This is a genomic window from Pseudoalteromonas sp. SMS1 (assembly GCF_021530565.1).
Taxonomy (GTDB): Bacteria; Pseudomonadota; Gammaproteobacteria; order Enterobacterales; family Alteromonadaceae; genus Pseudoalteromonas.
Map to the genome: position 1 here is coordinate 379,367 of NZ_JAKGBI010000004.1, position 23,665 is coordinate 403,031.

The following is a 23,665-nucleotide window of genomic DNA, read 5'->3' on the forward strand; positions in this document are numbered from 1 at the left end:
CGGCTTATAACTCCTTTTTCTCTGGTGTTGCTGAGCCCTGAGAAACATTTAATCTGATTTCAGGTGCACTGCTGTCGAACAGCAAAACATGATTTTTGTCATAACCTGGGTGATATGCAAATGCGCCTTTTTCCTCACTGCTCAAACCAAACATGTCACCCGGACTCGTTGTGTCAGAGTGCCAAAAGTAGCGATTTTCTCGAGAGGTAAACTTATTTTTGCCATCATCAAAAATTGTGAATTCAGGGCCTGACCGAGTCACATAACGTCTTGCTGGAGATTGCGGGGTCGCGTCCAGTAGTGCACCGTGATTTAAATCATTACTTGGAAAGCCTTTCGAATCTCTATGATTATTTACATCTGCGGCTTTCACCAGCAGTGTAACGCGGCCATTTAAGTCATCACTGAACAGGCTTTTAAGCGCATTCGCGGGCACACGCACTCGCCAGCAATTGCTCGTCTCACTGCCTTCTTCACCAAGTATCTGGCATCCTTTGTAAGTATCTGAAGGTAATATCGAAAACGATAAATCGTTGTTGTCAAAAACAGCCTCATTGCCATTGAATGACAGGCCAAGTGAAAATGCACTGTCTTTCAACTTCGGATGTCTAATCACTTCGTTAAACTTGAGCTGCACAGTTAAATCCTGTTCTTGAGTCATGAAGCTCAAGTGCGGAATTGTCTGCGCCTTGTAGCGCCCAGAGATATAGCTGAAATACTCTGTGCTATGGCGACCTTGGCCTCGCTCATCCGTCATTTCTATACGCCCATCTGATTTGACCTCACCTAACCACCTCATACCATAGCTTTTACGCTCTTGTTGAATAACCTCAACCTGCTGCAAATAAGGTGGCAAGTTAGCAATGTCATAAAAAAACTGGCTATAACCGACTAAAAACTCCATGGAATACGGGATGAGCTTTTCTGCATAACGTTCCAAAAGGCTATCACCTCGAAAACACCTTAACTCCTGCTTTGACCAAAGATCGCATGTTTTTATCAATGGGTTTGAGGCTGAAAATGGCTTGGTAATATCTTGTCTTATATAAACCGGTCTCAGTAAAACCTCTCCGGGCGATATCTGACGCCCAGCAACCTCCCCTTCATAGGTCACGCCTTTCATTGTTTGTTCTATATAGTAATACCCTTGCGGTCCACCAAATGCGCTGGCTTCCCACCATTCGGCGAACAAACTATTTAACTTTCCGGCAAGTTTAAACTCATGAACATTGAAGTCTCCCCTATCTCCAAAGCTATCTGCAGCAGCATGCATAATCTCATATTGCGGCAGCGAAGATCTGGACCAAACATTGAGCTTTAAGCCACATGCATCTATCTTTGGGCCCAAATCGCTATCAAAATCAGAAAGCGCTCCGAAGTAGAACATTTTGCTTAGCTCACCCTTTCCGCATAGCTTATTAGCCGCACGATAAGCCGCTTTCGTTGCTTCTACATCAATATTCCAAGCTTTTATATTATTCTCTATCAGTACGGATATGGGGTGGGTAAACAGCCTCGTATCTCTCATCTCAACGTCATAAGATAAGTCCGCTTGAAATAATGCCGTGTTGTAAATACCTCTGGACATATTGTTAGGGTCAGTCAGCGTGTTGAGCTGCGAATAACCTTGAGGACTTGTCTTACGCGACCAAATTTGGTCCGCTGAAGTAATTAATTTGTGCTTTGCTACTTCAACAAACCACTTGTCTATATCTTGCCTATTTATAAACTCATATATTTTACTTGGAATAAAATGTGCCTCGTAATCATCTGGCTCCCCTAGCTGGTCTTTTAACCGAGTTAAATGTGCATCATTGTGCACATGAGCAATAGACATCATATCTTCTGCGTGGTGTAAAGCATGACCAAATAACCACATCGCTTTGGCGCCACTCAGCTCTCGGCCATGCTGTTCCAAAGTCCAACTTTTGTCTGGTTGCGCTTCTCTTAAATCAGTTATGCTGTTTATATAGCCCATTGTTGTAATGGCTTTATTAAAAAACCGCCCCGCTGTAATCTCACTGGGCTCAACGGTCCCATAAATCCAATCGACATAATATGTAATAGAGTCCAACCAGTCATCGATTGACAATGGAGAGCCCGTATAAGCATGTTGAAAGTGAGACATTACTCTGCTGTCTGGCGTATCCTCCATCACAACCCCATCAATCACATTGAGACTTAGCTTTCTAAACGCTTTGTAGTTTGGAGCATCATCGTTTTCATCAATCGCCTTTTGATCCTTGTCATCGAATGACGGGTCATAACCCCATAAATAAGGGTAAGATGAATCTAGAGGAACTGTATAGCGCGCTTTCCCATATTGCGCCGTGCGATATTTCGGGTGATGTTGGTAAAGCTGATGGTATGCATTTACCTCGAAGTCCTGACTTTCAATTGATTTGATAATCACCTCTGTAATTCGTGGGTGACTCGTATTGGTGTCATGCGCTGAACACCAATCGCTAGAGACAATTGCCGAGACTAAGATGATCGTTTTTATAGTGGTAGGTACGCTATAGTCCATTATATTCCATTATTCGATTAGGTTTTTGTATTTGTCTTTGACACTTAACAGAACTCCAACAATCTGTTTCGGGAACACTGAAGTACCACTGCTTAAAAATAGGGCGATATTTCTCTATTATTTTTTGTTTTAGAACGCCCTCAAATTGAACCAGATAGTCTCGCTTTACACTTTGGATATGGGATACAATTGAACGCCCTAGTTCAAATCGACGGTTACGATATTGAATTTCTAATTTGTCATAGTCATCGCTGTCTGGCACTGCTTGTGCCATGTCGAGCTTCGCTTTTACCGCTATGTCGCTCCATTGCGCCATAAATGTCTCGAAAGGCGTCACGACAATGTCCACTTTTATTGGGTCATCCGCTTTGCTCGGCGCATAGCCTTGACTCAATACGACTTTTTTATAGTTGGGGTGCATAACGACAAAAGTAATGCTTGCGTACGCGTTCGGGCGAAGTAAATCAAGATGCTCTCTAGGAAATCTAATCGCATCTCCGGCGAATCCGGTTTTGACGTGGTTATATCCAAATTCAATACCACACCCTCCATGTCCGCAGCTTTCTGAGTAGCCTGATGTGACGACAAAAGGAAAATTCGGTTTACTGCCATCACTGGTTTTTATGGTGATTTCAATAGGCCCTCGATAGCCAAAGGAGTCATCTAAAAAGTCACAACTGGCTAACAGTGATGACACCAATATCAATGTGAAAATACGCAAAGCCATAAACATAAGTGACACCTTTTAAATAACTCTTAAGCCCATTTATTTAATAGAAATTATAGGGTTATCAGCACTACCCGAAATGGAATAGCCTAGTATATTCGCTACCTTCGACAGCTCTTGCTCTACAATTAGGCCTTTATCTGAGTCAACCAGCAACTTTAGCTGCTTCAAAACATCTTTTAGATTATTTTCTAAAATAAAAGCAATTGCCTCTGCGCGTTCATACTGATTCATTTCTGAGGCATAGGTATTGACTATTAGCGCTTGTTTTTTAACGGCATTGGCCCTTTTAAAAGTAATGTATCGAACACCCAGATTTTGCAGGTTTTTGTCCAAACCCACGCTCGTGAAATTCGCTTTAAAGTAGTCAAGGCTTGCCACTTCAGCTAAACCTAAAACACCTAAAATCTTGGTTTCAAAGCCATAGTTATCAAGAATAGATTGGTTGAGTGCACGTGTTAACTGCGCGATTGCCACTGAGTCATCTTTCGAACTCAATTTACCAAACACCCAACTTGCTGGCCCTCTAAAAATTGGGTGTACCTTTTCACTGGCGAGCAATTTGATATGCTTCTCTACATCATTATTTGGATGAAAGGTGAAATACAATATCGCTTCGCGCAGCTTGAACCCGCCAGCCATCTCGTCATTCAGATAGCGAGTAAAGTACTGTTTACTCTGGGATGATGGACCTGCAATGAATATATTAAGTGCAAAGCTTTTATGCGCGATTGCAGCAGTGCTTGTCTCTGATGCCAACTCAATCATGCTGTTTTGCAAAGCCGAATATAACCTTTGTTCGTATACATGGTTAGAAAGTCTAAGCTTTGTGCTTAAGAGCGCAGTATTAACTTTTTCAAGCTCGCCCAAATTAGCATTGTCTTTTAAACGTTCATTTTGATATTCGGCTTCTAGCGCGTTTAACTGGGTAACGAGCTGCGGTATCTGATCGAGGCCTTTATCTGGTTGTGAAGAGAGCGCATTAACTTGCTGAGTAATGCGGCTTACATCAGCAAGAGATAATGCATTAGCAGAATAATTAAACAAAAATAAAGCAAATAGCAGAACTATTTTAATCTTAAAATTCACAATTTTTTGCTTTAGAACCATTAATACACCTTTTATCTCGTCCCTGAACGGCGAACGAATTATATGAAAAACAAGATCCCTGTCAAGAATAATAATTAAAAAGTATTATTTTTATGTAACTAAAACAATATAACCCCTCCAATGGAAGAGAGTTTCGTTAATTAGTAAAACTCTTCCCGATTTGATATGAAAATATTATTAAACTCGTAAACTCTATATATATTTGTTGACCACCAAACAATGCAAATATATTATCGCGCCATTTTTAGTCAAACTTAGACATGGACTTGCAGTAATGAAACCCCAAATAGGCCTCCTAAACCTGCTCTTATTTTCCCCATTTTCGTTCGCTACCTGTGATATTGTTGAGAGTATCAAAGGCGTAAACGTGAGAGCCGAACCTAACTCTTCATCGGCTAAGGTTGGTTACTTTTCAAAGGGTGGACAATACGCATTAATTCAAAAAAGCGGAAATTGGTACAACTATTGGTATGACGGACAGCCGCGCTGGTCTTATGGCAAAGGTTACTTAGAAGAAAAGCAAGGTGAGTGCACCACATTGACCAAGGTGCAACAGGTACATGCTGGCCTAGATGATACGAGTGAGGTATATGGCACTGCACCCAGTGAATCAAAATGGGTCATTCAATCCCATACCCCGAATTGGTATGAAGTTTGGTTTGCTAATCAAAGAGCTTATTTAAAAAAGCAACTAGATCATATTGATATAAATATTTTGTCGCGCTCTAATGAGTTCGCATTTGTTGGTACTTACTATTCTTATCAACCCATTACTTCCTTTAACCTAAACATTACTTGGCAATTAATCTCTGCCCCTACTGGCCATCAGTTGGAGGGCGACACTTTATTTTGGCAGCCTACGGAAAGTGATTTGGGAAGTCACACTATCAAATGGCAAGGGACAGCATCGAATGGCCAAATCATAGCGCATGATTACACGTTAACCGTACTGCCTGCGACGCAAGCAAACTGCCAAGTTGTTGAAAGTATTAAGGGCGTTAATGTCAGAGCGCACCCAAATGGAAGCGCACAAAAAATTGGCTATATTCGCTCAAAAGAGCAGTATTCCCTAATTGGTGAAAACGGCAATTGGAAAAACCTTTGGTTTGAAGGCCATCAAGCTTGGTCATATGCAAAAGGGTATTTAACTCAAGGCGGTGGGCGGTGCATTGCAATTACCCAAGAAACGCCTGTCAATATCTCTGCTGAGATTGACTCTAATCAACAGGCTCTGGTGCAGCCAGATACTCGCTTTGTAGTACTTCAAGAAGTCGATGATTGGTACCAAATCCGCTGGCAAAATCAGCTTGGCTATATTCGCAAATCCCACAGCCAGCTTTTGCCTGTTCACGATAACTGGCAATTTGAATCCACCCCAAGTGGTAAAGCATACGTAGGGGCTTCATTTCAATATTATCCACGCTTAAATAACCAACAAAATGTAACTTTTAAACTGACGCAATCACCTGCAGGCATGACGCTCAATGATGGCGCGCTAGTTTGGAAGCCTACAGCACAACAAGTCGGCAAGCACACCGTTCAAATTACCGCTATGGATGTCAGTAAAAGTGAACTTAAGCAATCTTTCGATATTGAAGTTTCCGAGTTGGATCAGGCCTCCTGTGCAATCGTGGAAGGGGTCAAAAATGTGAACGTCCGCGCCAGTAATTCAAGCGCCAGTGAAAAAGTTGGCTATTTACACGCCACAGAGCAATATGCGCTTTTAGGTCAAAATGGTAATTGGGCAAATATGTGGTTTGATAACGAGCCTCGCTGGGCCTACGCAAAAGGCTACCTGTCGCAAAGTCAAGGAATATGTGCAGAGGCAATCGCTCAATCTGACGTGTACAATGCGAATAATGTGATTATTGGCAATGTACCCAGCGGTTCTGTTTGGGTCGTAGTTCAACAAACCAATGACTACGTTGAAACTTGGTTTAATGGCAACATTGCTAAAATCAACAAGCAGCACTTGCGCATAGAAACCGAGCAAAGGCAGTATGTATTTACCTCAACACCAGATACCCAAGCCTATAGCAAGCAACAATACAGCTATGAATTAAGTGTAGATTCTGAAGGACCGGTTGAATTCAGCTTATTGAATGCACCCAGTGGCATGTCTCTCAGCGGCAACCGAATAACTTGGACACCGCCTGAAGCGACCTTTGGGCAGTTCCCTGTGACTGTATTGGCGACCGTAGATGGGCAAACGATTGAACAGTCATATTCAATTGATGTATCGGCATTGTTTCCGCCTTGTGATACTTAACCTGTCAACCTACTCAAAAGCAAAAAGCCCCAACATTTGGGGCTTTTTCAATTCAGATTAAATTTAGTGCTACCTTGCAAAAGAACTGTCAATTCAGACCAGATGACGTCGTCAAGTTTAAACACTATATCGTCTAGCAACTGTGTTTATCACCGCCTTTTCAATAATGAGTAAAAACCGAAAAGGGTTAATTTTATACGCCAACTGAGCATTAAAAAGGCCCTTGCGGGCCTTTACACTAATTTATGCGTTGAGCACTTTAAGTAAACGCTCGGAGTCTAACTCTTCGCCTTCCGCTTGTGCCTGAGCCAAATAACATACAAGGTAGAAGTCGAGTTTACGCGACTCGCCTTGCAGTTTTTCATCAAGCAATGCAACTTGCTCTGCCATTCTTGACTGTTGCTCACCTTCTGGAGATTCCACATTGGTCAAAATTTCTAGCCTCAATAAAAGGCTATTGGCATTCAAATTTAATGCGTTTTTACCCTGCCAGCAAGCTGGAATGTCACTACCCTGTTCAACCGCATTCACTAACTCAGTGAATTTTTCTCTATTTAAAGTGGAGAATAGTTCATTCAATTTAATATTAACTTGCTCAAGCAGTGCTTTTTTGATTTTACTCAGGCCGCCCAGGACTTCTAATGCAGATATGTCTTCTTGAAGCTGGTTCAATTCAGACTGGGTTTTTGCCTCAATCACCGCACTGTCGAAATTAGCAAGTACTTGCCTTTGTTCAGTTTCCAGTTCGGCATTCTCGCGTTTTTGCTGTGCGACAAGCGCTTCTCGCTTAGCGAAAACTGCATCATTGTGCTTTCTGAAGGTTTGCCACAGTACATGTTCATTTTTACTGCCTGCAAACCCAATGCTTTGCCACTGCTTTTGCAGTGTTTTTAGTACTTCGCAAGCATCAGCAACATCGTCATTATCAATCTGTGTCAGTGCTTCATCAACTAATGCTTGCTTTTGTTGCGCATTATTATGGTGATGCGACTTCAAACGCTCATTAATTGCTGTGTACGCATCACGATACTTTCCGTTCAACGCTTGATAGGTTTGCGCATCTAAACTACCTGCACCACGCCACTGTTTGTTAATACGATTAAATTGGCTTTCCAGTTTGCGCCATGCGCCTTCTTCCTCAACTGCAAACGCAACAAGCGCTTGCATGTCAACAATGAGCTTCTCTCTGTCAGCAATGATTTTTTTACGAGCTTCCTCTTGCTCTGCAAAGTAGGCTCGGCAAGGCGCAAATAACAACTCAACTTTTTCATCAAACTGCTTGGCTTGCTGCTTTTCTTCTTCGCTTTCTATACGGCCAAGTTCATTCCAACGTACACGGAGCATTTTTACGTCAGCTGCACGTGTTTTTGGATCAATGTCTGTTTCTTTTAACTTTTCATCAATCTGCTCTAACAACTCTGTCCTTTTAGGCGCAGATGCATAACGTTGCCAGTCTTTCACCTCTGCAAGTTGTGCTTGTAATGACTCATGCTGCTTTGCAACTTGCTCTTTATGGCCTTCAGTCAATTGTTCATAGCTTTCTATAAAACCATTAAACACGCCAAACGCAATATTAAAGCGACCTTGCTCAATAAGCCTTTGCACATCTCGCGCTTTTTTACGTGCTTCTTTGAGTAATTGCTGTTGTTTATTTACCAGCGGTTTCATTGCAGCTAAAAACGCTTTCGAAACTTCACCTAACTCCGCTTTTGCCTGTTTTTGTAATTCAAAAGGCAACGCCTTGAGCGCATTATTGCAAGCTTGGTAAGCCAGTTTTTGTTCACTTAACAACTTATCCAGCTGTTCAATGTCTTCGCTCGCTTCCACTTTGGTTAAGGCATCTAAAGCTAATTGAAAGTCTTTGCTCGCCGTAATCATTTCTGGCAATTTGACCAACACGCTTTTGAGTTCTGTTAGTTTGGTGAAAAATGGCTGAAGCTCTTTTGAGTCATGATATGGTGATGTTTCAAGCGATGTCAGTAATTGCTCGTACTGAGATTGCAGTGCAGCTTGTGAGTCTACATCTAACTCCTTCACTGCGTTGTTTACGACAGACTCAAAACTGGCGCACTGAGTCTCAATCTCTGTCATTGCAATACGCTTGTTTTCTTCGGCTTGTTGCGCTGCGAGTTGTGCTTCATGCTGCGCTTTTAATTTGCTGATATGAACCGCAAGTTTTTCTGTCAGATTTTGGTATTTTTCAGACTGAATATTCAGCGTTTCTTCATCAAGCCAATTAAGCTCTAGTGCCTGCCACTGCTGGCTAAGCTCATTGAATTGAGTATCTACTAGTTGGTAATCTACCTTCTCACGTAGTGCATTAAACTTAGCTAGGATCAACTTAACCTGCTCAGCAACCTGTTTTGGCATAACCTTTGCCAGCTTCACTGATTCCATATGAGCATCGATCTGTGCTTTCGCATCGCCCTGAGCATGCTTCAATACGGCCTTTGCGAGGTCATATTGAAAAATCAATTCTAGTAATGCTACCTGAAGTGACGCCTCACCTTCTTTAAATGCTTTTTCAATTAACTTCGCATTAGCGATACGTTTTAGTAACTTCACTCTTTGAGTTGACGCAATATTCGAAAATGCGAGTTTTTCTAAGGTTTTTACTGGCGCGTAACGATCAATATACTCCTCTCGGATCTCATTGCTCAGCATTTGAGAGCCGGAGAGCACCGCTTGATTGATGTGTTGCTCCGCAACCTCTTTTAACGCTTGGTCTTGCTTGTAGACTTTCCACCATAGACCTAAATCATCGATTTTATTTAGGACTTTTTTTCTTATTTGTATCGAGTCGTCCTCTAGCGCTAATGTTGTAAGTGCTTCCGCATCCTTGGTTATGTCTAATTTATCCACCGCCGCTAAACGCACTTGCGCTTTAGGGTGCTTCCATTTAGGTGTAAATAAGTGTTTAAAGATCATTTTCAGTGAACCTAGCTATTTCGTTTTCTGCTTTAAATTCTTTTTGCAATTCTCGTTTTGACTTCTGAACCATTTCACCGTCTTCATTAATCGTAAATTGCTCATTCGACTTTGCCACTTTGGCTTGATACAACATGACGAGTTGAACAGTCTGCTCTTTTTGTGCCTCAGTTAATTCAGTGCCATCGGGCCAGCGGCCTGTTGACGCACCATATTGCAAGCGCTCAAATAATTCTGGGGTAATACTACTTACCAAGTTTTCTACATTCATCGTCACTTTTTCTTTTTCAAAATTACTAAGATCACACGATTAACTAAATACCAAACCATACCTATCCCGATGGCTGATTTAGCAGCATACATCTCTAAGCTGCCCTCAACTGGATGTTGCCAGTACATATATAAAAAGCCACCTAAGAATAAGATCAGAGCTAAGAAAGAGTAATTCATAATGCTCTGCTGTTTCTTTATACGGTTTCTTACAGATAAACGACGTAATTCGTCCTCACTTATTTTGCCGAGCTCTACGTCGCAATGAGGGCAAATTGTATGCTTAGAAGAAATCGATTTATTACAACTGGGGCATTGGGCAATTGCCATACTCTAGTTACTCCGAATAAAAAATAAGGCGCCTGATGGCGCCCTATTCTACTTGGTTTAAGCTAGTTTGTCTTATTGGAAATCACGAGATTTTTCGATTTTATCGTCTCCAGAAGCTTGACCTTGTTCTTTTTCAAACTTTTCCCAATAATCATCAACGGTTTCTTTCATTTCTTTTCTCAAAACCATTATGCCGAACAAGTTTGGCAGGGTCATTACTACAATCCCTACCGCAGCTAACTTCCATATAAGCGTCGTATCTGCAAACGATGCCCAGAAGAAACCAGCGACATAGAACACACGATATGGCATAACTGAGCGTGGCCCTAATAAGTAGGTCATGGCACGATCACCATAATATGACCAAGCAATCGCCGTAGAAAACGCAAAGAGTAACAGGCCGATAGACACAATGTACTTACCACTGTCGCCAAAGAAACCTCGGGTAAACGCCTTCGTCGTCAATTCGGCTGAATGAACCAAAGATTTACCTTGAATGGTAATACTCGGGTCAACGGGTGTACCGTCTTCAATATCAACCGTACCAGTGTATTGATGTGCATCTGAAATACCAAAGCGAATATCTTCACCAATTGAACGAGAGTGAATCACCGTAAAGTCCTTATTCACAGCGATACCTTGAACAACTTGTATGGCACCATTGTACTCTTCAACTTGGTGATCAGAGTGCCCATTTAAATACTTATATAGCTGCGTTCTATCTGCCTCATTCGCTTCGTCATAATTGCCTTTGATAAAAGTCATGCCAGAGCGTTCAAACTCAGTCTCAAATTTTTCTGTCCACACGCCCGAAGACAGAATAACTAAGCCCGTCAGTGTACAAATGATGATAGTGTCAATAAATGGCTCAAGGATTGATACCATACCTTCCGACACTGGCTCATCCGCTTTTGCAGACGCGTGCGCAATAGGTGCAGAACCTTGACCCGCTTCATTCGAGAACAAGCCCCGGTTAACACCGCGGTTAAATGCATAAGCAAAAGACGCACCTAAGAAACCACCTGCGGCAGCAGACCCTGAAAATGCATTCGTGAAAACGGAGACAAACGACGGACCGATGTTTTCAATGTTGTAGAAGATAACTGCAAACGCACCAAGTATGTATACGGCAGCCATCACTGGTACCACTTTAGACGTAATCGCGGCGATACGCTTGATGCCACCCAAAATAACCAAAGCGAGTAAAATTGATAACACCGCACCTGTTGCCATTCTTTCAAAACCAAATGTGGCTTCCATACCTTGTGCAATGTTATTGATTTGCGGCAAGCTACCGGTACCAAATGAACTGATCACCGTTGCAACAGCAAAAAGAACCGCCAGCCATTTCATGTTTAAGCGTCTGTCCATGTAATACATTGGACCACCCGCCATTGTGCCATCAGCTGTTTTTACACGGTACTTATGAGACAAGGTGACTTCTACAAATTTAGTCGTCATACCAAAGAATGCGGTCATCCACATCCAAAACAGCGCAGCTGGACCACCGATAGAAATCGCCAGGGCAACCCCACCAATGTTACCCGTACCAACCGTACCAGATAATGCCGTCGACAACGCTTGGAAATGCGTTGTATCACCTTCATGTGCATTCTTATCGTACTTGCCCGTAACAACGCGACAAGCATGTTTAAAATAGCGAATTTGCGGGAACTTCAAATACACTGTAAAAAAGAAACCCACCCCCAATAATACATATGGAAACCACCACGAGCCTCCAAGCATGGCATCTAGGCTATCAAGAAAACTTCCTAATACGTCCACGACACTTCCTCTTCTAGTTGTTGTTATATAAATAAAAAAGGCAACCCATTGAGCTGCCTTACTGTTGATTATCTGAGTGTATCTACAACTTTTACAATTGCAGCTAATGTATCTTGCCCAAACTGGTATGAACGTCTATCAGACCAGCCAAAGTAGGGATCTGGTAAATCTGCGTTGTCTTTAAATGGCATCTCAATGGTATAAGATAACGCTTTGAACTCTTCACCCACAGCGCATGATGCAACCGTTAAATTAGCTTGACCAGGTTCATCTTTTGGGTAACCGTAAACATCTTGGAAGTCTGGCGTTATAGTTAATAATGCGTCTTTGAACTGGTTTTCTAAGTTTGCTAAACGCGCATCATAACTAGGAATACCTTCACTGCCAGCAACAAAATTGTACGGAAGTGCCTCATCACCATGAATATCCAAGTACATATCAAGACCAACTGCACGCATCTTTTCTAACACATAATACACCTCAGGCGAATTTTCAACGCTCGGCGTTTGCCATTCACGATTTAGGTTGACGCCATTAGCATTAGTTCGTAGGTGTCCTCGTACACTGCCATCCGGGTTCATGTTAGGTACAATGTAGAACACGGCTTTTGACAACAATGCGGCTGCATGTGGATCTTCGTCGTCAAGCAACTTTTCTAATAGCCCTTCAACAAACCATTCAGCCATCGTTTCACCCGGATGCTGACGCGCAGTTATCCAAATTTTCTTCTTCGTTTCACTTGGCTCACCAACAACCAACAAACTGATGTCTCTGCCATCAATCGTTTCACCCAGCGTTTCAATCTGACATGCATCGTGACTTTGCGCTCTGTACAGTAAATCTAGGTGACGTTCGTAGCTATACGGTGCAAAGTAAGCAAAAAATGTATGGCTATACTCTGGTTCGAAATCGATAACTAGCTGGCCATCTTTATATGTGGTTGGAACTCTAAACCACGTTTGTCTGTCATATGAGGCGACAGCCTGATAATCATCCCACCCTTCTGGGTAAGCCGATTCAGCCAATTTATTGATATGTAATTTGTGCTCGACAAAAGGCGTTGACTCGAGTCGAAAGTGAAACCATTGAAAGAAGTCTGAGTTATTGTCTTTATTGATTTCAAGCTGTATATCGTGAGGCTGCTCAGCCGAAATTACCTTGATATTACCGCTGTCAAAATTACTTGAGATTCTCATATTTACCCTAATCATTTGGCAAAATTCTTGCCTTAATATTGCCTACGTTTAGCAAAACAACGAATTGTTATTCATGTTAGCTAGATGTAGCTAAAAACTGTGAAAAGCCTAACACACATGACGCCGATCAAAAACTAAAAAAGCCAGCAAATGCTGGCTTTTTTAATGGTCATACCTTTATTACGGCAGACTTGGGAAGGCGACTTCAGCCATATCACGCATTACACGTACAACCTGACAGCTGTAACCAAACTCGTTATCGTACCAAACGTATAGTACAACGCGGTCACCATCTACGATTGTTGCTTGAGAGTCAACAACACCCGCATAACGGCTACCCACTAAGTCTGTAGATACGATTTCTGTAGACGCAGTGTAATCGATTTGATCGCGCAGGTCAGAATACAGAGACGTTTCACGTAAGAATTCATTTAATTCTTCTGCTGTTGTCTCTGAATCTAGGTTCAAGTTAAGAATGGCCATTGATACATTTGGTGTCGGTACACGGATTGCGTTACCCGTTAATTTACCTGCTAGCTCTGGAAGTGCTTTAGCCACAGCTTTAGCAGCACCCGTTGATGTGATAACCATGTTCAATGCAGCACTACGACCACGACGCTCAGCTTTGTGGTAGTTATCAATCAAGTTTTGATCATTTGTGTAAGAGTGAACGGTTTCTACGTGACCATTCTTGATACCAAACTTGTCGTTAAGTGCTTTTAATACTGGCGTAATGGCATTTGTTGTACAACTTGCCGCTGAAACAATCTTGTCTTCACCTAGGATGTCTACATTGTTTACACCGTAAACAATGTTCTTGATGTCACCCTTTGCAGGCGCAGTAAGCAATACTTTAGATGCACCTTTTGATTTAAGGTGTTTACCTAAGCCATCTTCATCTTTCCAAACACCAGTGTTATCGACAACAAGTGCGTTTTCAATACCGTACTTAGTGTAATCAACTTCTTCAGGAGTATTTGCGTAAATCACCTGAATGTAGTTACCATTTGCTTTAATCGCGCCTTTTTCGTGATCTACCGTAATTGAGCCATCGAATGGGCCATGGATTGAATCACGACGAAGTAAACTTGCACGTTTTTCTAGGTCACCATCTCGGCCACCACGAACAACAATTGCGCGAAGACGTAAATCAGCGTGAGAGCCGCCGCGCTCGATAAGCAGGCGCGCTAATAAACGTCCAATACGGCCGAAACCGTAAAGTACTACGTCACGAGGTTCAGGACCTGTACCTTTATTTAATAAATCAGCAAGCTCACTGTTCAAGTATTCTTCAATTGAACGGCCTTCACCTGCATTCTTGTAGATGTATGCATAAGCTAGCTTACCTAAATCGATGCGGCCAGGTGCAAGCTCCATTTTGCTGATAGCTTCTAGGAATGGGAAGCTTTCACGAAGACGCAATTTAGTCTCTTCAAAACGTGCAACTGTTTTATGTGCTTTGATCACGTCAATTGTGCTTGTGTTAACAAGTGGACGGCCATAAACAGCGATTTCAACACCTAAGTTACGATATAAGCGACCGATGATTGGTTGCATATTTTCAGCGTAATCTTGGCGCTCTTGCCAGCTATTTTGATATTCTTGCTCGTGAGATAAGGTCATTTTTTCTGCCTAATAAACAATTTTTTGAACGGATAGCCCTATTGGGCATCGCCATTCTAATTTAATCTGCAATTATTCTCCACTTTTACCTGACATTTCCTCAAGTTTTCATAATAGGAACGCCTGCCGATTTTACAGAGACACTAAAATTGAGACACTTGGCTGCGCTGTCGCACTGTTGACGGTGTAAAATTCATAAAATAGTCGTACAAAAATCACTATCTGGATTAAACTTAGATAACATACATCGAGATTAGGCTGTTTCGAAAGATGCAAAAATGGTATGTTGTGCGCGTGTTCAAATTATTTAGGATAAACAATGGCTAATAGGTGGATGTTTTCTATTGTCAGTGCTTCTTTACTTTCATTAATGACAGGGTGTGAGGAGCCTTTGACGCTGGCAAAGGTGTGTGATGAAACGCCAGGCTTTTGTAATGACCTCAATAAGGATAGTCACTGTAAAGAAGAGAGAGCCACAGTTATAATTAGTCGTTACCTCGAATATAAAGCGCCCAATGACGACAACAAATATCAATTACTGAAAAACTTTGAAACCTACAATACTTGTATCTCATTGGCAGCCAAGATAGAACACATCAAGCTCAAAGAAAAAACCACTTCCCGTGTAGAGGGGCACCTCACCAGCCTCAAAGAGATGAACCGAATATACCAAGATACTCGCGGTTCTGATCATCCTGGGCTGCTTTATTACCACTGGTCTAGAAACAATAGCCAATTTGCGATGAATAAGCTGCTTAGGATGCAAGATGAACCGTACGTCAAGGACAGCAGCGAAATTCAAATGTTTTTGGCAACATATTATGCAAAATTTGATGATGACAAAACCATTGATCTGCTCTATCGCGTTTTAGAGTTGAATGAAGCGGGAGAGACGCCTGACATTGAAGTCTATAAAGCATTAGTGAGCATTTTCTATAAACAAAAGAAATTTAAGCATGCCTATACTTTTGCTCGCATAGCACAGCTGTCGGGTTTTGAAGCGGTGGACATAATCGATATAAAACATGAATTGACATCAAGGGGAAGAAATATCGGCGTACTTGAGCAATTGGCTCTCAAAACACGCGAAGAGATAGAAACAGGTAAATTTCTATCTCCCAGAGGTTAGCGGCTAACGCGCTGTTAGCCTTTACTTTTCAATTCAGTCGTTACCTGCGCTAAACCGACTTGAGAAATCCGCGACACTATCTCTTTTTGTTTCGCACTCAATAATGAGATTCCTTCGGCGACCAGATCATACACTTTCCACTGACCATTCTTACCTTTGCGGAATTTAAAATGCAGATCAATGTCTGGCCCTGCGCTTTCTTTAATGATCGCTTTAATCGTTGCATATTTACTGTCTTTGGGAACAGGTCCATTTTCGAAAACAATTTCCTGCCCTTTGTATTGCATCAGTGCGCTAGCATACGTCACTTCTAGATAGTGAGTTACCGCACTAATAAACTCGATCGCCTCTTGACGTTTCAGGCCTTTAATATGTTTACCTAATAATTTTCTTGATACAAATCGTGTATCGATGTGTGGCATTAAACGTGCTTTCACAATACCACGCATTTCCTTAGATGTTGCTTTGCCTCCTGCATTCACTTCTTTTATGTCTGCAAAGAGCCCGTCACCAACCTGTGTGATCAGTTGATAAGGCGTCTCATTAGCCATCGCCATCGTTGAGCAAACCAATAAAAATAAAAAGCTGACGACTTTTTTCAATTTCAAATCCTCTCAGAATAAATTAACGTCCCACATGGCTCAAATGTGGGTTTATAACAACGTATTCAACCAAACCTTTAGACATGAATATGTTAAGCCATATCCTAAAGCTATATGATCGCAAAAGTTGTCAAAAATTGTATTGAATTTTACAGAATGAAACATTCTGCTTAGTAGAATGGACCAGAGAATCGAGTGTTCTGTTTCAAGTCGATGCGGATTTATTCGTTAGCGAATAACATCAACAAGTTACACAACGTAATACACAATCAGCTCACGTGCCGATGTATACCTACCCGCTCCAAAACCCAGACAGATTAAAAAAGCGGACGAGTATATCTGAATGAACCTTAATACTTCCTTAACGCCGTATGAATTACGCCACTGCTGGTGATCCACCCTTTTACTTCCCCTAAAGAAAGTGGCTCACTGATATTGAAGCCTTGAATATAGGTGCAACCTTGTTTAGTTAGGTACTGCGACGTTTCATCATTTTCGACGCCTTCAGCTACCACCGAGCACTCCAACTTTTTAGCTAAAAAGAGCGTCGTCTCAATAATGGCTCTATCCTTTTCTTGATCTAGACATTTTGTTACAAATGATTTGTCTATCTTAATTTGGGAAATAGGTAACTCTTTCAATATTGAAAATGACGAAAAGCCAGTGCCAAAATCATCAATACTCACAGAAAACCCCATATCGATGAGTTTCTCAATCAAGTGTTTCGTTTGTTCCACGTCCGTCATCACCATACTTTCCGTCAGTTCGAAAATAATCCTGCTCGGATCGACCTTCTTACTTTCGATTTGACTGTTCAGTACATTAATTAAATTGTTACCGACTAAGTCTTGGCACGACAAATTGATATGTACGGTTAGATTGGCATTGAGTTTGAGTAGTATATTGAGGTCACTGAAGACTGTGTTTATGACATATGCACTTAAATACTTGATCATATTGTTTTTTTCAGCGATTGGAATGAAACGTTCAGGTAAAATATATGCACCATCGTCAGAGGGCCAGCGTACCAGCGCCTCTACACCATGTACTTTACTGCTCGACGCGTCGACTATCGGTTGATAAAAAACCGTCAAATCCCCTCGCGCCAGCGCACTTTTAAAATCATTAAGCATATGGAATTCAGACACCACACCTTGATGTAACGCTTTGTCGAACAAGACTAAGCTCTGCTTGCTTCTTTTTGCGGCATACATTGCAATATCAGCACGCTTAAGCAGCTCAGACGCAGATGTCCTCTCTTCAGGTATGTTGATAATCGCACCTGAGCTATAAATAACATCAACCGCAACCTCTTCAACCACCAGCCCGTTATGCAAAGCACTCAAAATCGCATTGTTTTGCGCAAACAAAGCGGATTCATTCCTCGCTTCACTGACAACAACAAACTCGTCCCCGCCTATACGAAATAATTCACTCCCTGGTAAAAGACTATTTGCCAAAGTCTGTGCGAATGAAATGAGTAACTTATCACCAAAAAAGTGGCCCATTGCATCATTTATTTGCTTCAAGTTATAGAGGTCATATAACACCACAGAAAATCGAGTGTCCTTGCGTTGCCGCTGTTCAATACATTTGAAACATTGTGGCCTGTTTCTTAACTGAGTTAAGTGGTCGTGTTGCGAGTTGTACTTTTCTAAATCGACCGATTTTTTTAGTTTTGTGAGGCTGGCTTTACTTAAGTTCACCACAACGATGACAAACAAACCACCTAATGCCAAAATGGTCGATAAACCAAACGTAATATGAGAGGCATCTACACTGTCGTAAACATAAGCGGCAAACCCTGCATAACCCAGCACAAAAAAACAGATCAGAGCAAATAAAACGCGCCAACCAGAAGCTTGAGCGATACGGCATATCTCAATAGCGGGTTTAAACGATACCACTAAAAATGAGAGCCCAACGAGGATCAAACAAAGGCTTAATGTTTCCAAAAACAAGACCCAAGGGGAAAGATTGTTTTAGTATAGTTTAATATTCAAAATGTGCGTGCTCATTGTTCACCATGACGCGGTATCTAAAGTCCAATTAAGCATTTTTCAATATGATGTACATTCGGTCTTTTAAAGTCAGACTGCGTTTTTTTAAGTCAACCAAAAGGGTCTCATCGTTTGGATGTGCACGGTCTTTCATGATTGCAATTCTATGCTCCAACATATTGTAATCATTAAGCAGTTGCGTAAATTGCGGGTCGCACATATTAAGCTCGCAGATTTTAGACTCAAACTCAGGCAACTCTCTAATAAGGTTTTCGTATCCTACAGTCATATCCAACTCCTGCAACGCAAAGGTCTTTCGAGTTTGTACGCAGAGATCGTTAAATGGCATCCGCAAAATTGGTGCAAACTCATAACCTTAACGACGATTAAATCAAAATTTAACGCGTAAATGCCCCTCTTTGTAAAACAAAATAGTACGCTCAAATATTACTAACACCTTGATCTAACGCAAGCTAGCAAGACCCTCTCTTTTTAAAAAATCGACCAAACAGGCAAATACTTAAACCTAATGATAAACTTTCACCAACAATAAGCTCCGACCTCGTTTTTCAACTAGCCGCGTTCGCGCAATTGTTGTAAAATACGCGCGTTTCTAAGCAAATCTATACTGTTATTTTGAGGAAAACCTGTGAGCGAACAAAAACAGTCTCTGAGCTATAAAGACGCAGGCGTTGATATCGATGCTGGTAACGCATTGGTTGAACGCATTAAAGGCGTAGTGAAAAAAACACGCCGCCCTGAGGTGATGGGTGGTATTGGTGGTTTTGGTGCACTATGCGAACTACCAACGGGTTATAAAGAACCTGTTTTGGTTGCTGGCACCGATGGTGTTGGTACTAAGCTTCGCTTAGCCATTGACTTAAAAAAGCACGACACGGTTGGTATCGACCTAGTTGCAATGTGTGTGAATGACCTGATTGTTCAAGGTGCTGAGCCACTGTTTTTCTTAGACTATTATGCAACGGGCAAACTAGACGTAGATACTGCTGCTGATGTAGTTAGCGGTATTGGTGCCGGTTGTGAGCTTTCTGGCTGTGCGCTCATCGGTGGTGAAACTGCAGAAATGCCAGGTATGTACGAAGGTGATGACTATGATATGGCTGGCTTTTGTACGGGCGTAGTAGAAAAGTCTAAAATCATCGATGGCACAAAGGTAAAAGCGGGTGATCAACTCATTGCGCTTGCATCAAGTGGTCCACATTCAAATGGCTACTCATTAATTCGTAAAGTACTTGAAGTATCTGGCGCAGACACGAACGAAGAATATGCGGGCAAACCCCTAGGCGAACATTTACTTGAGCCTACTCGCATCTATGTGAAACCTATCCTCGAGCTGCTTAAAGAAGTTGACGTACACGCACTATCACACATTACGGGTGGTGGTTTCTGGGAAAACATTCCTCGCGTATTACCTGAGTCTGCAAAAGCGGTTGTCAAAGGTGATAGTTGGGAGTGGCCTGCCATTTTCAACTGGCTTCAAGAAAACGGTAACATCAGTACACATGAGATGTACCGTACATTCAACTGTGGTGTTGGTATGATATTAGTCGTGCCAGCAGAGAAGCTAGCGCAGAGCATTGAAATTCTATCAGCTCAAGGCGAAAATGCATGGCACATCGGTGAAATTCAAAATGCCGAAGCCGGTGAAGAGCAAGTTGAAATTCTTGGTGGTGCCGAGTAATGGCATCCACTCGGATCGTTGTATTGATCTCGGGAAGTGGTTCAAACTTGCAAGCCATAATTGACCACTGTCAAAGCGGCGATATCCAAGGTGATATCGTCTCTGTGATCAGTAACAAGGCAGATGCTTACGGGCTTACGCGAGCGGAGCAAGCACGCATTCCAACTCAAGTTTTAAGCCATAAAGCGTTCGATAGTCGTGAAGCCTATGATGAACAACTTGCGAAAATAATTGACTCTTGTAATCCAGATTTAGTTGTATTAGCTGGATTTATGCGTATTCTAACTCCTGACTTAGTGCAAAAATTTAAAGGAAAAATGTTGAACATTCATCCTTCTTTGTTGCCTAAGTATCAAGGGCTGAACACCCATCAAAGAGCAATTGACGCAAACGATGAGTATCATGGCGCTAGTGTGCACTTCGTCACAGAAGAGTTAGACGGAGGGCCGGTTGTCTTACAGGCAAAAGTACCTATTTTGCCAAATGACACAGCTGATGCATTAGCACAACGGGTACACAAACAAGAACATGTCATTTATCCTTTGGTGGTCAAGTGGTTCAGTGAACACAGACTAACAATGGAAGCAGACTATGCAGTTTTTGATAAACAACCCCTTCCAGCGCAAGGCGTCGATCACAACTAAAAAATACATCAACAGCGCTTTGCTCATAGGCATGAGCGCTGTTTTTTCTTCTTCCCTTCAAGCCTCGACACTCACCGAATATTCAGCCGAATACAATGTATTAAGAAAAGGAAAAATTCACGGCAAAGCAACTCGGGCGTTCACCCAAGTGGCAGACAACACCTACGCTTTAAGCTACGAAACAGATGTTAAGTGGATGATCTTTACAGAGAAGCGGACTGAGCAAAGCCTATTTAAATATGAGAATGGCGAAACTAAGCCCTTACACTACAGTTTAAATCGTGAAGGTACTCGTCCTGACAAAAGCTTTAGAATCAAGTTTGATAGAGACAACAAACAGCTGTTTTCGAAAGAACATGAGTACCCACTAAAAGTCGAATGGGATGAATCTCGTCAAGATGTACTTTCTTATCAAAATCAATTGAGGCATGAACTGAAAGCAGGAAAAACCCAGTTTAGCTACCCAATCATTGATAAAAACGGTAATGTCCGGTTGTATAATTTTAAAGTGGTAGGTACAGAAACCATCACTTTACCTGTTGGCAACGTAGAGACGGTCAAAGTTAAACGACTTTACGATAGTAACAAACGCCATGCAATGGCCTGGTTTGCACCAAAGTACGATTATATGTTGGTACAAATGCTAAAAGGCAAGGATGGCGTTGAACAGTTTCAAATTCAAATGACTTCTCAAACACCTAAAGGCAAAGAATAGCCAATGTATTGAGCAGGTGCTTTATGCACCTGCTTTTGTTATACCTTTTCTCCGAGTTTAAACAGCACAAACTCCCCTGGCTCCATTTTATTCCACTGTTCGTCATTGGTAAGTGGTCTCGTCGCAATTACGGTTACAATGTCATTTGGCGTAGTCTCTTTTTGAAAATCAACCACCATGTCCGCATCAATGAGGGTTGCTTTACCAAAAGGCGCTCGACGAGTGATCCAATGCAGATTATTACTACAGTAGGCTAAAACGAACACACCATCCGTTAAGAGCATATTAAACACGCCTTTTTCTCTGAGCTGTTGCGCAAGCTTCGCAGCATAACGAAATACACTCGCCATATTAGATGGCTTTTTAGGATACTTTTGACGGATTTTATCTAGTAACCAACAAAATGCTAGCTCGCTATCCGTATTCCCGACAGGTTTATAATATTCTGGTTTGAGATCTTTGTAATTGGATAGTTGCCCATTATGTGCGTACGACATTTCCCTTCCCCATAACTCCCGCGTAAATGGGTGGGTGTTTTCTAAACATGTTCTGCCGCGATTTCCCTGCCTGATATGACTAATCACTGACACACTTTTGATGGGATAGGCCTTCACCAATTTTGCGATCTCTGAACGACAGCTTGGTTCAGGATCTTTAAAAGTACGGCAGCCTTTGCCCTCGTAAAAAGTTATACCCCATCCGTCTTTATGAGGCCCAGTATTTCCGCCACGTTCTAATAAGCCAGAAAAACTAAAACAAATGTCTGTTGGCACGTTGGCTGACATGCCGAGCAATTCACACATAAAACACATATTCCTTAAAAATCAAAATCATAAATGATTATTGATTATGCTAACACCCTTGCTGCCATGACTCTGGCACAAACGCGATATACAACACTCAATTTTTTACTGAGTCTACCATTAACTTCAGTGTGCTCCAACTCGGCGAAGCAGGTATAAATACCAGCTTTACAGCACCACAACGTGTTAATTCAGTCAGTTAAAATGACAGCACTGTCGAGCATGGACTATTTCACCAAGTCAAATGGACTTGGCATCGCATGGGAAAATAAAATGCAATGTACAAGCTGTGAAAATGGTATTTTGAAATCAACGCCACTTGATGGATTGTTTAGCGGTCATACCTACTCTAATTGCAATGGGAATGGAGTATTAATAGAAGATTCAGTTGCTTGGAAAGAAAGGAACGAATATGCCACCTTTTCAAATTCCGTCTTATGACCCGAAGCGTGCCAGCCGATGCCCTGTATCTGGCTCAATTGCGCGTAAGTTCAAAGTTTCTGAAAAGTCAGATTTTAGAATCGACTACAGCGTCACTGTTGGCGGTATATAGCTTGATGCTGGTGAATGGGCGTTATTGAAACAGCTAATTACAGTAGAATCATTAAATACCATCACCATACAACTAACCCAAAGCCAAATACGTAAACGATTGACAATTCGTTCTTTTAGCAACATGTATTTAGACAAGTTTGGTGAATCAGACTGCACCACAATTAAAGAAATACGCCAGTGGCTAGTAAATCCCCTTCAAAAAGCAGACCTACGAGCACATCTCATGGTTGAGCTCCATACTCTGCCGAACAGTAAAGTTGTTTGTCAAAACGATGAGTCATGCAATCCACCTTCCTGAGTTTTGAACTCAAGAAAAAGTGCCAACTAACAACGTGCCCACCAACATCAGTTCTCTATGGTGGGCAAATGCCCAGCTAAATAGCTATCCACCACATTTATTAAATTCCTCAGACGCCTTTTCATAGACAGTACAAAAGTCTTCGTTACCATTACTCGCTTTTATTTGTTGGCCATCAAACAAGGCTGTAATAACTTTTGATTTGGTAATGGTTAAACGCTTATTTCGACACGATTTTACAGCCATTTCACCACACTCAGAGGCGGTTGCAGCTTCTTTAAATTTAGAGCATGCTTGCTTACCTTTACATTTTTTAAAGCTGATCTTTTCTTTACCCGGACAAGCCGTTCTTAGGTACTTGATTTCACAAGTGCCTGCTTTTACCTCTATTGGCATAGCACTAAGTACTAGAGATACAGCGCCAATTGCGAGTAGTAGTTTCATTGTATTCT

The 23,665-nt window shown here is 41.8% G+C and carries 20 protein-coding genes; 6 read left to right on the plus strand and 14 right to left on the minus strand.

Annotated elements, in window-relative coordinates; translation table 11 throughout:
- Positions 1–4: 4 nt before the first annotated feature.
- Genes L1286_RS07250 through L1286_RS07260 form a run of 3 tightly spaced genes read right to left on the minus strand, consistent with a single transcriptional unit; the run spans position 5 to position 4,343 of the window.
- Positions 5–2,527 (minus strand): hypothetical protein, encoded by a 2,523-nt coding sequence (locus tag L1286_RS07250; protein ID WP_235406239.1) that lies wholly within the window; start codon positions 2,525–2,527, stop codon positions 5–7.
- Positions 2,517–3,260, minus strand: coding sequence for a hypothetical protein (locus L1286_RS07255; RefSeq protein ID WP_063374908.1), 744 nt, complete (start codon positions 3,258–3,260; stop codon positions 2,517–2,519). Before L1286_RS07255 ends, L1286_RS07250 begins: the two co-directional genes overlap by 11 nt.
- A gap of 33 nt (positions 3,261–3,293) precedes the next feature.
- Complete coding sequence (locus tag L1286_RS07260) at positions 3,294–4,343, minus strand: hypothetical protein (RefSeq protein ID WP_235406240.1); 1,050 nt, start codon at positions 4,341–4,343, stop codon at positions 3,294–3,296.
- 295 nt (positions 4,344–4,638) lie between these two features.
- Between L1286_RS07260 and L1286_RS07265 the strand changes: the two genes are divergently transcribed.
- The gene (locus L1286_RS07265) at positions 4,639–6,633 is read left to right on the plus strand and encodes a putative Ig domain-containing protein (protein WP_235406241.1); all 1,995 of its coding nucleotides are present in this window, start codon (positions 4,639–4,641) and stop codon (positions 6,631–6,633) included.
- 243 nt (positions 6,634–6,876) lie between these two features.
- On the opposite strand, the gene L1286_RS07270 is transcribed toward L1286_RS07265, so the two are convergent.
- The 6 genes from L1286_RS07270 to L1286_RS07295 all read right to left on the minus strand — a co-directional run bounded on the left by L1286_RS07270 (position 6,877) and on the right by L1286_RS07295 (position 14,765).
- Positions 6,877–9,561, minus strand: a complete 2,685-nt coding sequence (locus L1286_RS07270) for a DUF349 domain-containing protein (RefSeq protein WP_235406242.1) — start codon at positions 9,559–9,561, stop codon at positions 6,877–6,879.
- Complete coding sequence (locus tag L1286_RS07275) at positions 9,551–9,832, minus strand: YeaC family protein (RefSeq protein ID WP_063358365.1); 282 nt, start codon at positions 9,830–9,832, stop codon at positions 9,551–9,553. Before L1286_RS07275 ends, L1286_RS07270 begins: the two co-directional genes overlap by 11 nt.
- Positions 9,833–9,834: 2 nt before the next feature.
- The gene (locus L1286_RS07280; RefSeq protein WP_235406243.1) at positions 9,835–10,161 is read right to left on the minus strand and encodes a hypothetical protein; all 327 of its coding nucleotides are present in this window, start codon (positions 10,159–10,161) and stop codon (positions 9,835–9,837) included.
- A gap of 72 nt (positions 10,162–10,233) precedes the next feature.
- Positions 10,234–11,946 carry an alanine/glycine:cation symporter family protein gene (locus tag L1286_RS07285; protein WP_235406244.1) on the minus strand — a complete coding sequence of 571 codons (1,713 nt, stop codon included), beginning with the start codon at positions 11,944–11,946 and terminating at the stop codon, positions 10,234–10,236.
- A gap of 68 nt (positions 11,947–12,014) precedes the next feature.
- Complete coding sequence (locus L1286_RS07290) at positions 12,015–13,142, minus strand: M14 family metallopeptidase (protein WP_235406245.1); 1,128 nt, start codon at positions 13,140–13,142, stop codon at positions 12,015–12,017.
- 180 nt (positions 13,143–13,322) lie between these two features.
- Positions 13,323–14,765, minus strand: a complete 1,443-nt coding sequence (locus tag L1286_RS07295; RefSeq protein WP_235406246.1) for a glyceraldehyde-3-phosphate dehydrogenase — start codon at positions 14,763–14,765, stop codon at positions 13,323–13,325.
- A 319-nt stretch (positions 14,766–15,084) separates the two neighbouring features.
- Here L1286_RS07295 and L1286_RS07300 point away from each other — a divergent pair, with 319 nt between their 5' ends.
- Positions 15,085–15,894, plus strand: a complete 810-nt coding sequence (locus tag L1286_RS07300; RefSeq protein ID WP_235406247.1) for a DUF2989 domain-containing protein — start codon at positions 15,085–15,087, stop codon at positions 15,892–15,894.
- Positions 15,895–15,908: 14 nt separating this feature from the next.
- Here the strand turns inward: L1286_RS07300 and L1286_RS07305 are convergent, their stop codons facing one another.
- The 3 genes from L1286_RS07305 to L1286_RS07315 all read right to left on the minus strand — a co-directional run bounded on the left by L1286_RS07305 (position 15,909) and on the right by L1286_RS07315 (position 18,785).
- Positions 15,909–16,496 carry an MlaC/ttg2D family ABC transporter substrate-binding protein gene (locus L1286_RS07305; RefSeq protein ID WP_235406248.1) on the minus strand — a complete coding sequence of 196 codons (588 nt, stop codon included), beginning with the start codon at positions 16,494–16,496 and terminating at the stop codon, positions 15,909–15,911.
- Positions 16,497–16,846: 350 nt separating this feature from the next.
- A complete protein-coding gene (locus L1286_RS07310; RefSeq protein WP_235406249.1) occupies positions 16,847–18,451 on the minus strand; it encodes a putative bifunctional diguanylate cyclase/phosphodiesterase in 1,605 nt (534 codons plus the stop codon).
- Between the two features lie 94 nt (positions 18,452–18,545).
- A complete protein-coding gene (locus tag L1286_RS07315; protein WP_235406250.1) occupies positions 18,546–18,785 on the minus strand; it encodes a YdcH family protein in 240 nt (79 codons plus the stop codon).
- A 360-nt stretch (positions 18,786–19,145) separates the two neighbouring features.
- Here L1286_RS07315 and purM point away from each other — a divergent pair, with 360 nt between their 5' ends.
- The 3 genes from purM to L1286_RS07330 are packed head-to-tail and all read left to right on the plus strand — an operon-like array spanning position 19,146 to position 21,557.
- Positions 19,146–20,198 (plus strand): phosphoribosylformylglycinamidine cyclo-ligase, encoded by a 1,053-nt coding sequence (purM, locus tag L1286_RS07320; RefSeq protein ID WP_235406251.1) that lies wholly within the window; start codon positions 19,146–19,148, stop codon positions 20,196–20,198.
- Positions 20,198–20,842, plus strand: coding sequence for a phosphoribosylglycinamide formyltransferase (purN, locus tag L1286_RS07325; RefSeq protein WP_235406252.1), 645 nt, complete (start codon positions 20,198–20,200; stop codon positions 20,840–20,842). The genes purM and purN overlap by 1 nt, the downstream gene beginning before the upstream one ends.
- Complete coding sequence (locus L1286_RS07330) at positions 20,790–21,557, plus strand: DUF3108 domain-containing protein (protein ID WP_235406253.1); 768 nt, start codon at positions 20,790–20,792, stop codon at positions 21,555–21,557. Before purN ends, L1286_RS07330 begins: the two co-directional genes overlap by 53 nt.
- 38 nt (positions 21,558–21,595) lie before the next feature.
- Here the strand turns inward: L1286_RS07330 and L1286_RS07335 are convergent, their stop codons facing one another.
- On the minus strand, positions 21,596–22,360 hold the full coding sequence (locus L1286_RS07335; protein ID WP_235406254.1) for a class II glutamine amidotransferase: 765 nt from the start codon (positions 22,358–22,360) through the stop codon (positions 21,596–21,598).
- 412 nt (positions 22,361–22,772) lie between these two features.
- On the opposite strand from L1286_RS07335, the gene L1286_RS07340 reads away from it, so the two are divergent.
- Positions 22,773–22,913, plus strand: coding sequence for a hypothetical protein (locus L1286_RS07340; RefSeq protein WP_235406255.1), 141 nt, complete (start codon positions 22,773–22,775; stop codon positions 22,911–22,913).
- Positions 22,914–23,297: 384 nt separating this feature from the next.
- Here L1286_RS07340 and L1286_RS07345 read toward each other — a convergent pair whose 3' ends face one another.
- Positions 23,298–23,657: a hypothetical protein gene (locus L1286_RS07345; protein ID WP_235406256.1), complete on the minus strand. Its 360-nt coding sequence runs from the start codon at positions 23,655–23,657 to the stop codon at positions 23,298–23,300.
- Positions 23,658–23,665: the final 8 nt, after the last annotated feature.

Bases quoted from the DNA above. Each gene is read 5' to 3' on its own strand.
- L1286_RS07250 (WP_235406239.1), bottom strand. From the start codon at position 2,527: ATGGACTATAGCGTACCTACCACTATAAAAACGATCATCTTAGTCTCG.
- L1286_RS07255 (WP_063374908.1), bottom strand. From the start codon at position 3,260: ATGTTTATGGCTTTGCGTATTTTCACATTGATATTGGTGTCATCACTG.
- L1286_RS07265 (WP_235406241.1), top strand. From the start codon at position 4,639: ATGAAACCCCAAATAGGCCTCCTAAACCTGCTCTTATTTTCCCCATTT.
- L1286_RS07270 (WP_235406242.1), bottom strand. From the start codon at position 9,561: ATGATCTTTAAACACTTATTTACACCTAAATGGAAGCACCCTAAAGCG.
- L1286_RS07275 (WP_063358365.1), bottom strand. From the start codon at position 9,832: ATGAATGTAGAAAACTTGGTAAGTAGTATTACCCCAGAATTATTTGAG.
- L1286_RS07280 (WP_235406243.1), bottom strand. From the start codon at position 10,161: ATGGCAATTGCCCAATGCCCCAGTTGTAATAAATCGATTTCTTCTAAG.
- L1286_RS07290 (WP_235406245.1), bottom strand. From the start codon at position 13,142: ATGAGAATCTCAAGTAATTTTGACAGCGGTAATATCAAGGTAATTTCG.
- L1286_RS07295 (WP_235406246.1), bottom strand. From the start codon at position 14,765: ATGACCTTATCTCACGAGCAAGAATATCAAAATAGCTGGCAAGAGCGC.
- L1286_RS07300 (WP_235406247.1), top strand. From the start codon at position 15,085: ATGGCTAATAGGTGGATGTTTTCTATTGTCAGTGCTTCTTTACTTTCA.
- L1286_RS07315 (WP_235406250.1), bottom strand. From the start codon at position 18,785: ATGACTGTAGGATACGAAAACCTTATTAGAGAGTTGCCTGAGTTTGAG.
- purN (WP_235406252.1), top strand. From the start codon at position 20,198: ATGGCATCCACTCGGATCGTTGTATTGATCTCGGGAAGTGGTTCAAAC.
- L1286_RS07330 (WP_235406253.1), top strand. From the start codon at position 20,790: ATGCAGTTTTTGATAAACAACCCCTTCCAGCGCAAGGCGTCGATCACA.
- L1286_RS07335 (WP_235406254.1), bottom strand. From the start codon at position 22,360: ATGTGTGAATTGCTCGGCATGTCAGCCAACGTGCCAACAGACATTTGT.
- L1286_RS07340 (WP_235406255.1), top strand. From the start codon at position 22,773: ATGCCACCTTTTCAAATTCCGTCTTATGACCCGAAGCGTGCCAGCCGA.
- L1286_RS07345 (WP_235406256.1), bottom strand. From the start codon at position 23,657: ATGAAACTACTACTCGCAATTGGCGCTGTATCTCTAGTACTTAGTGCT.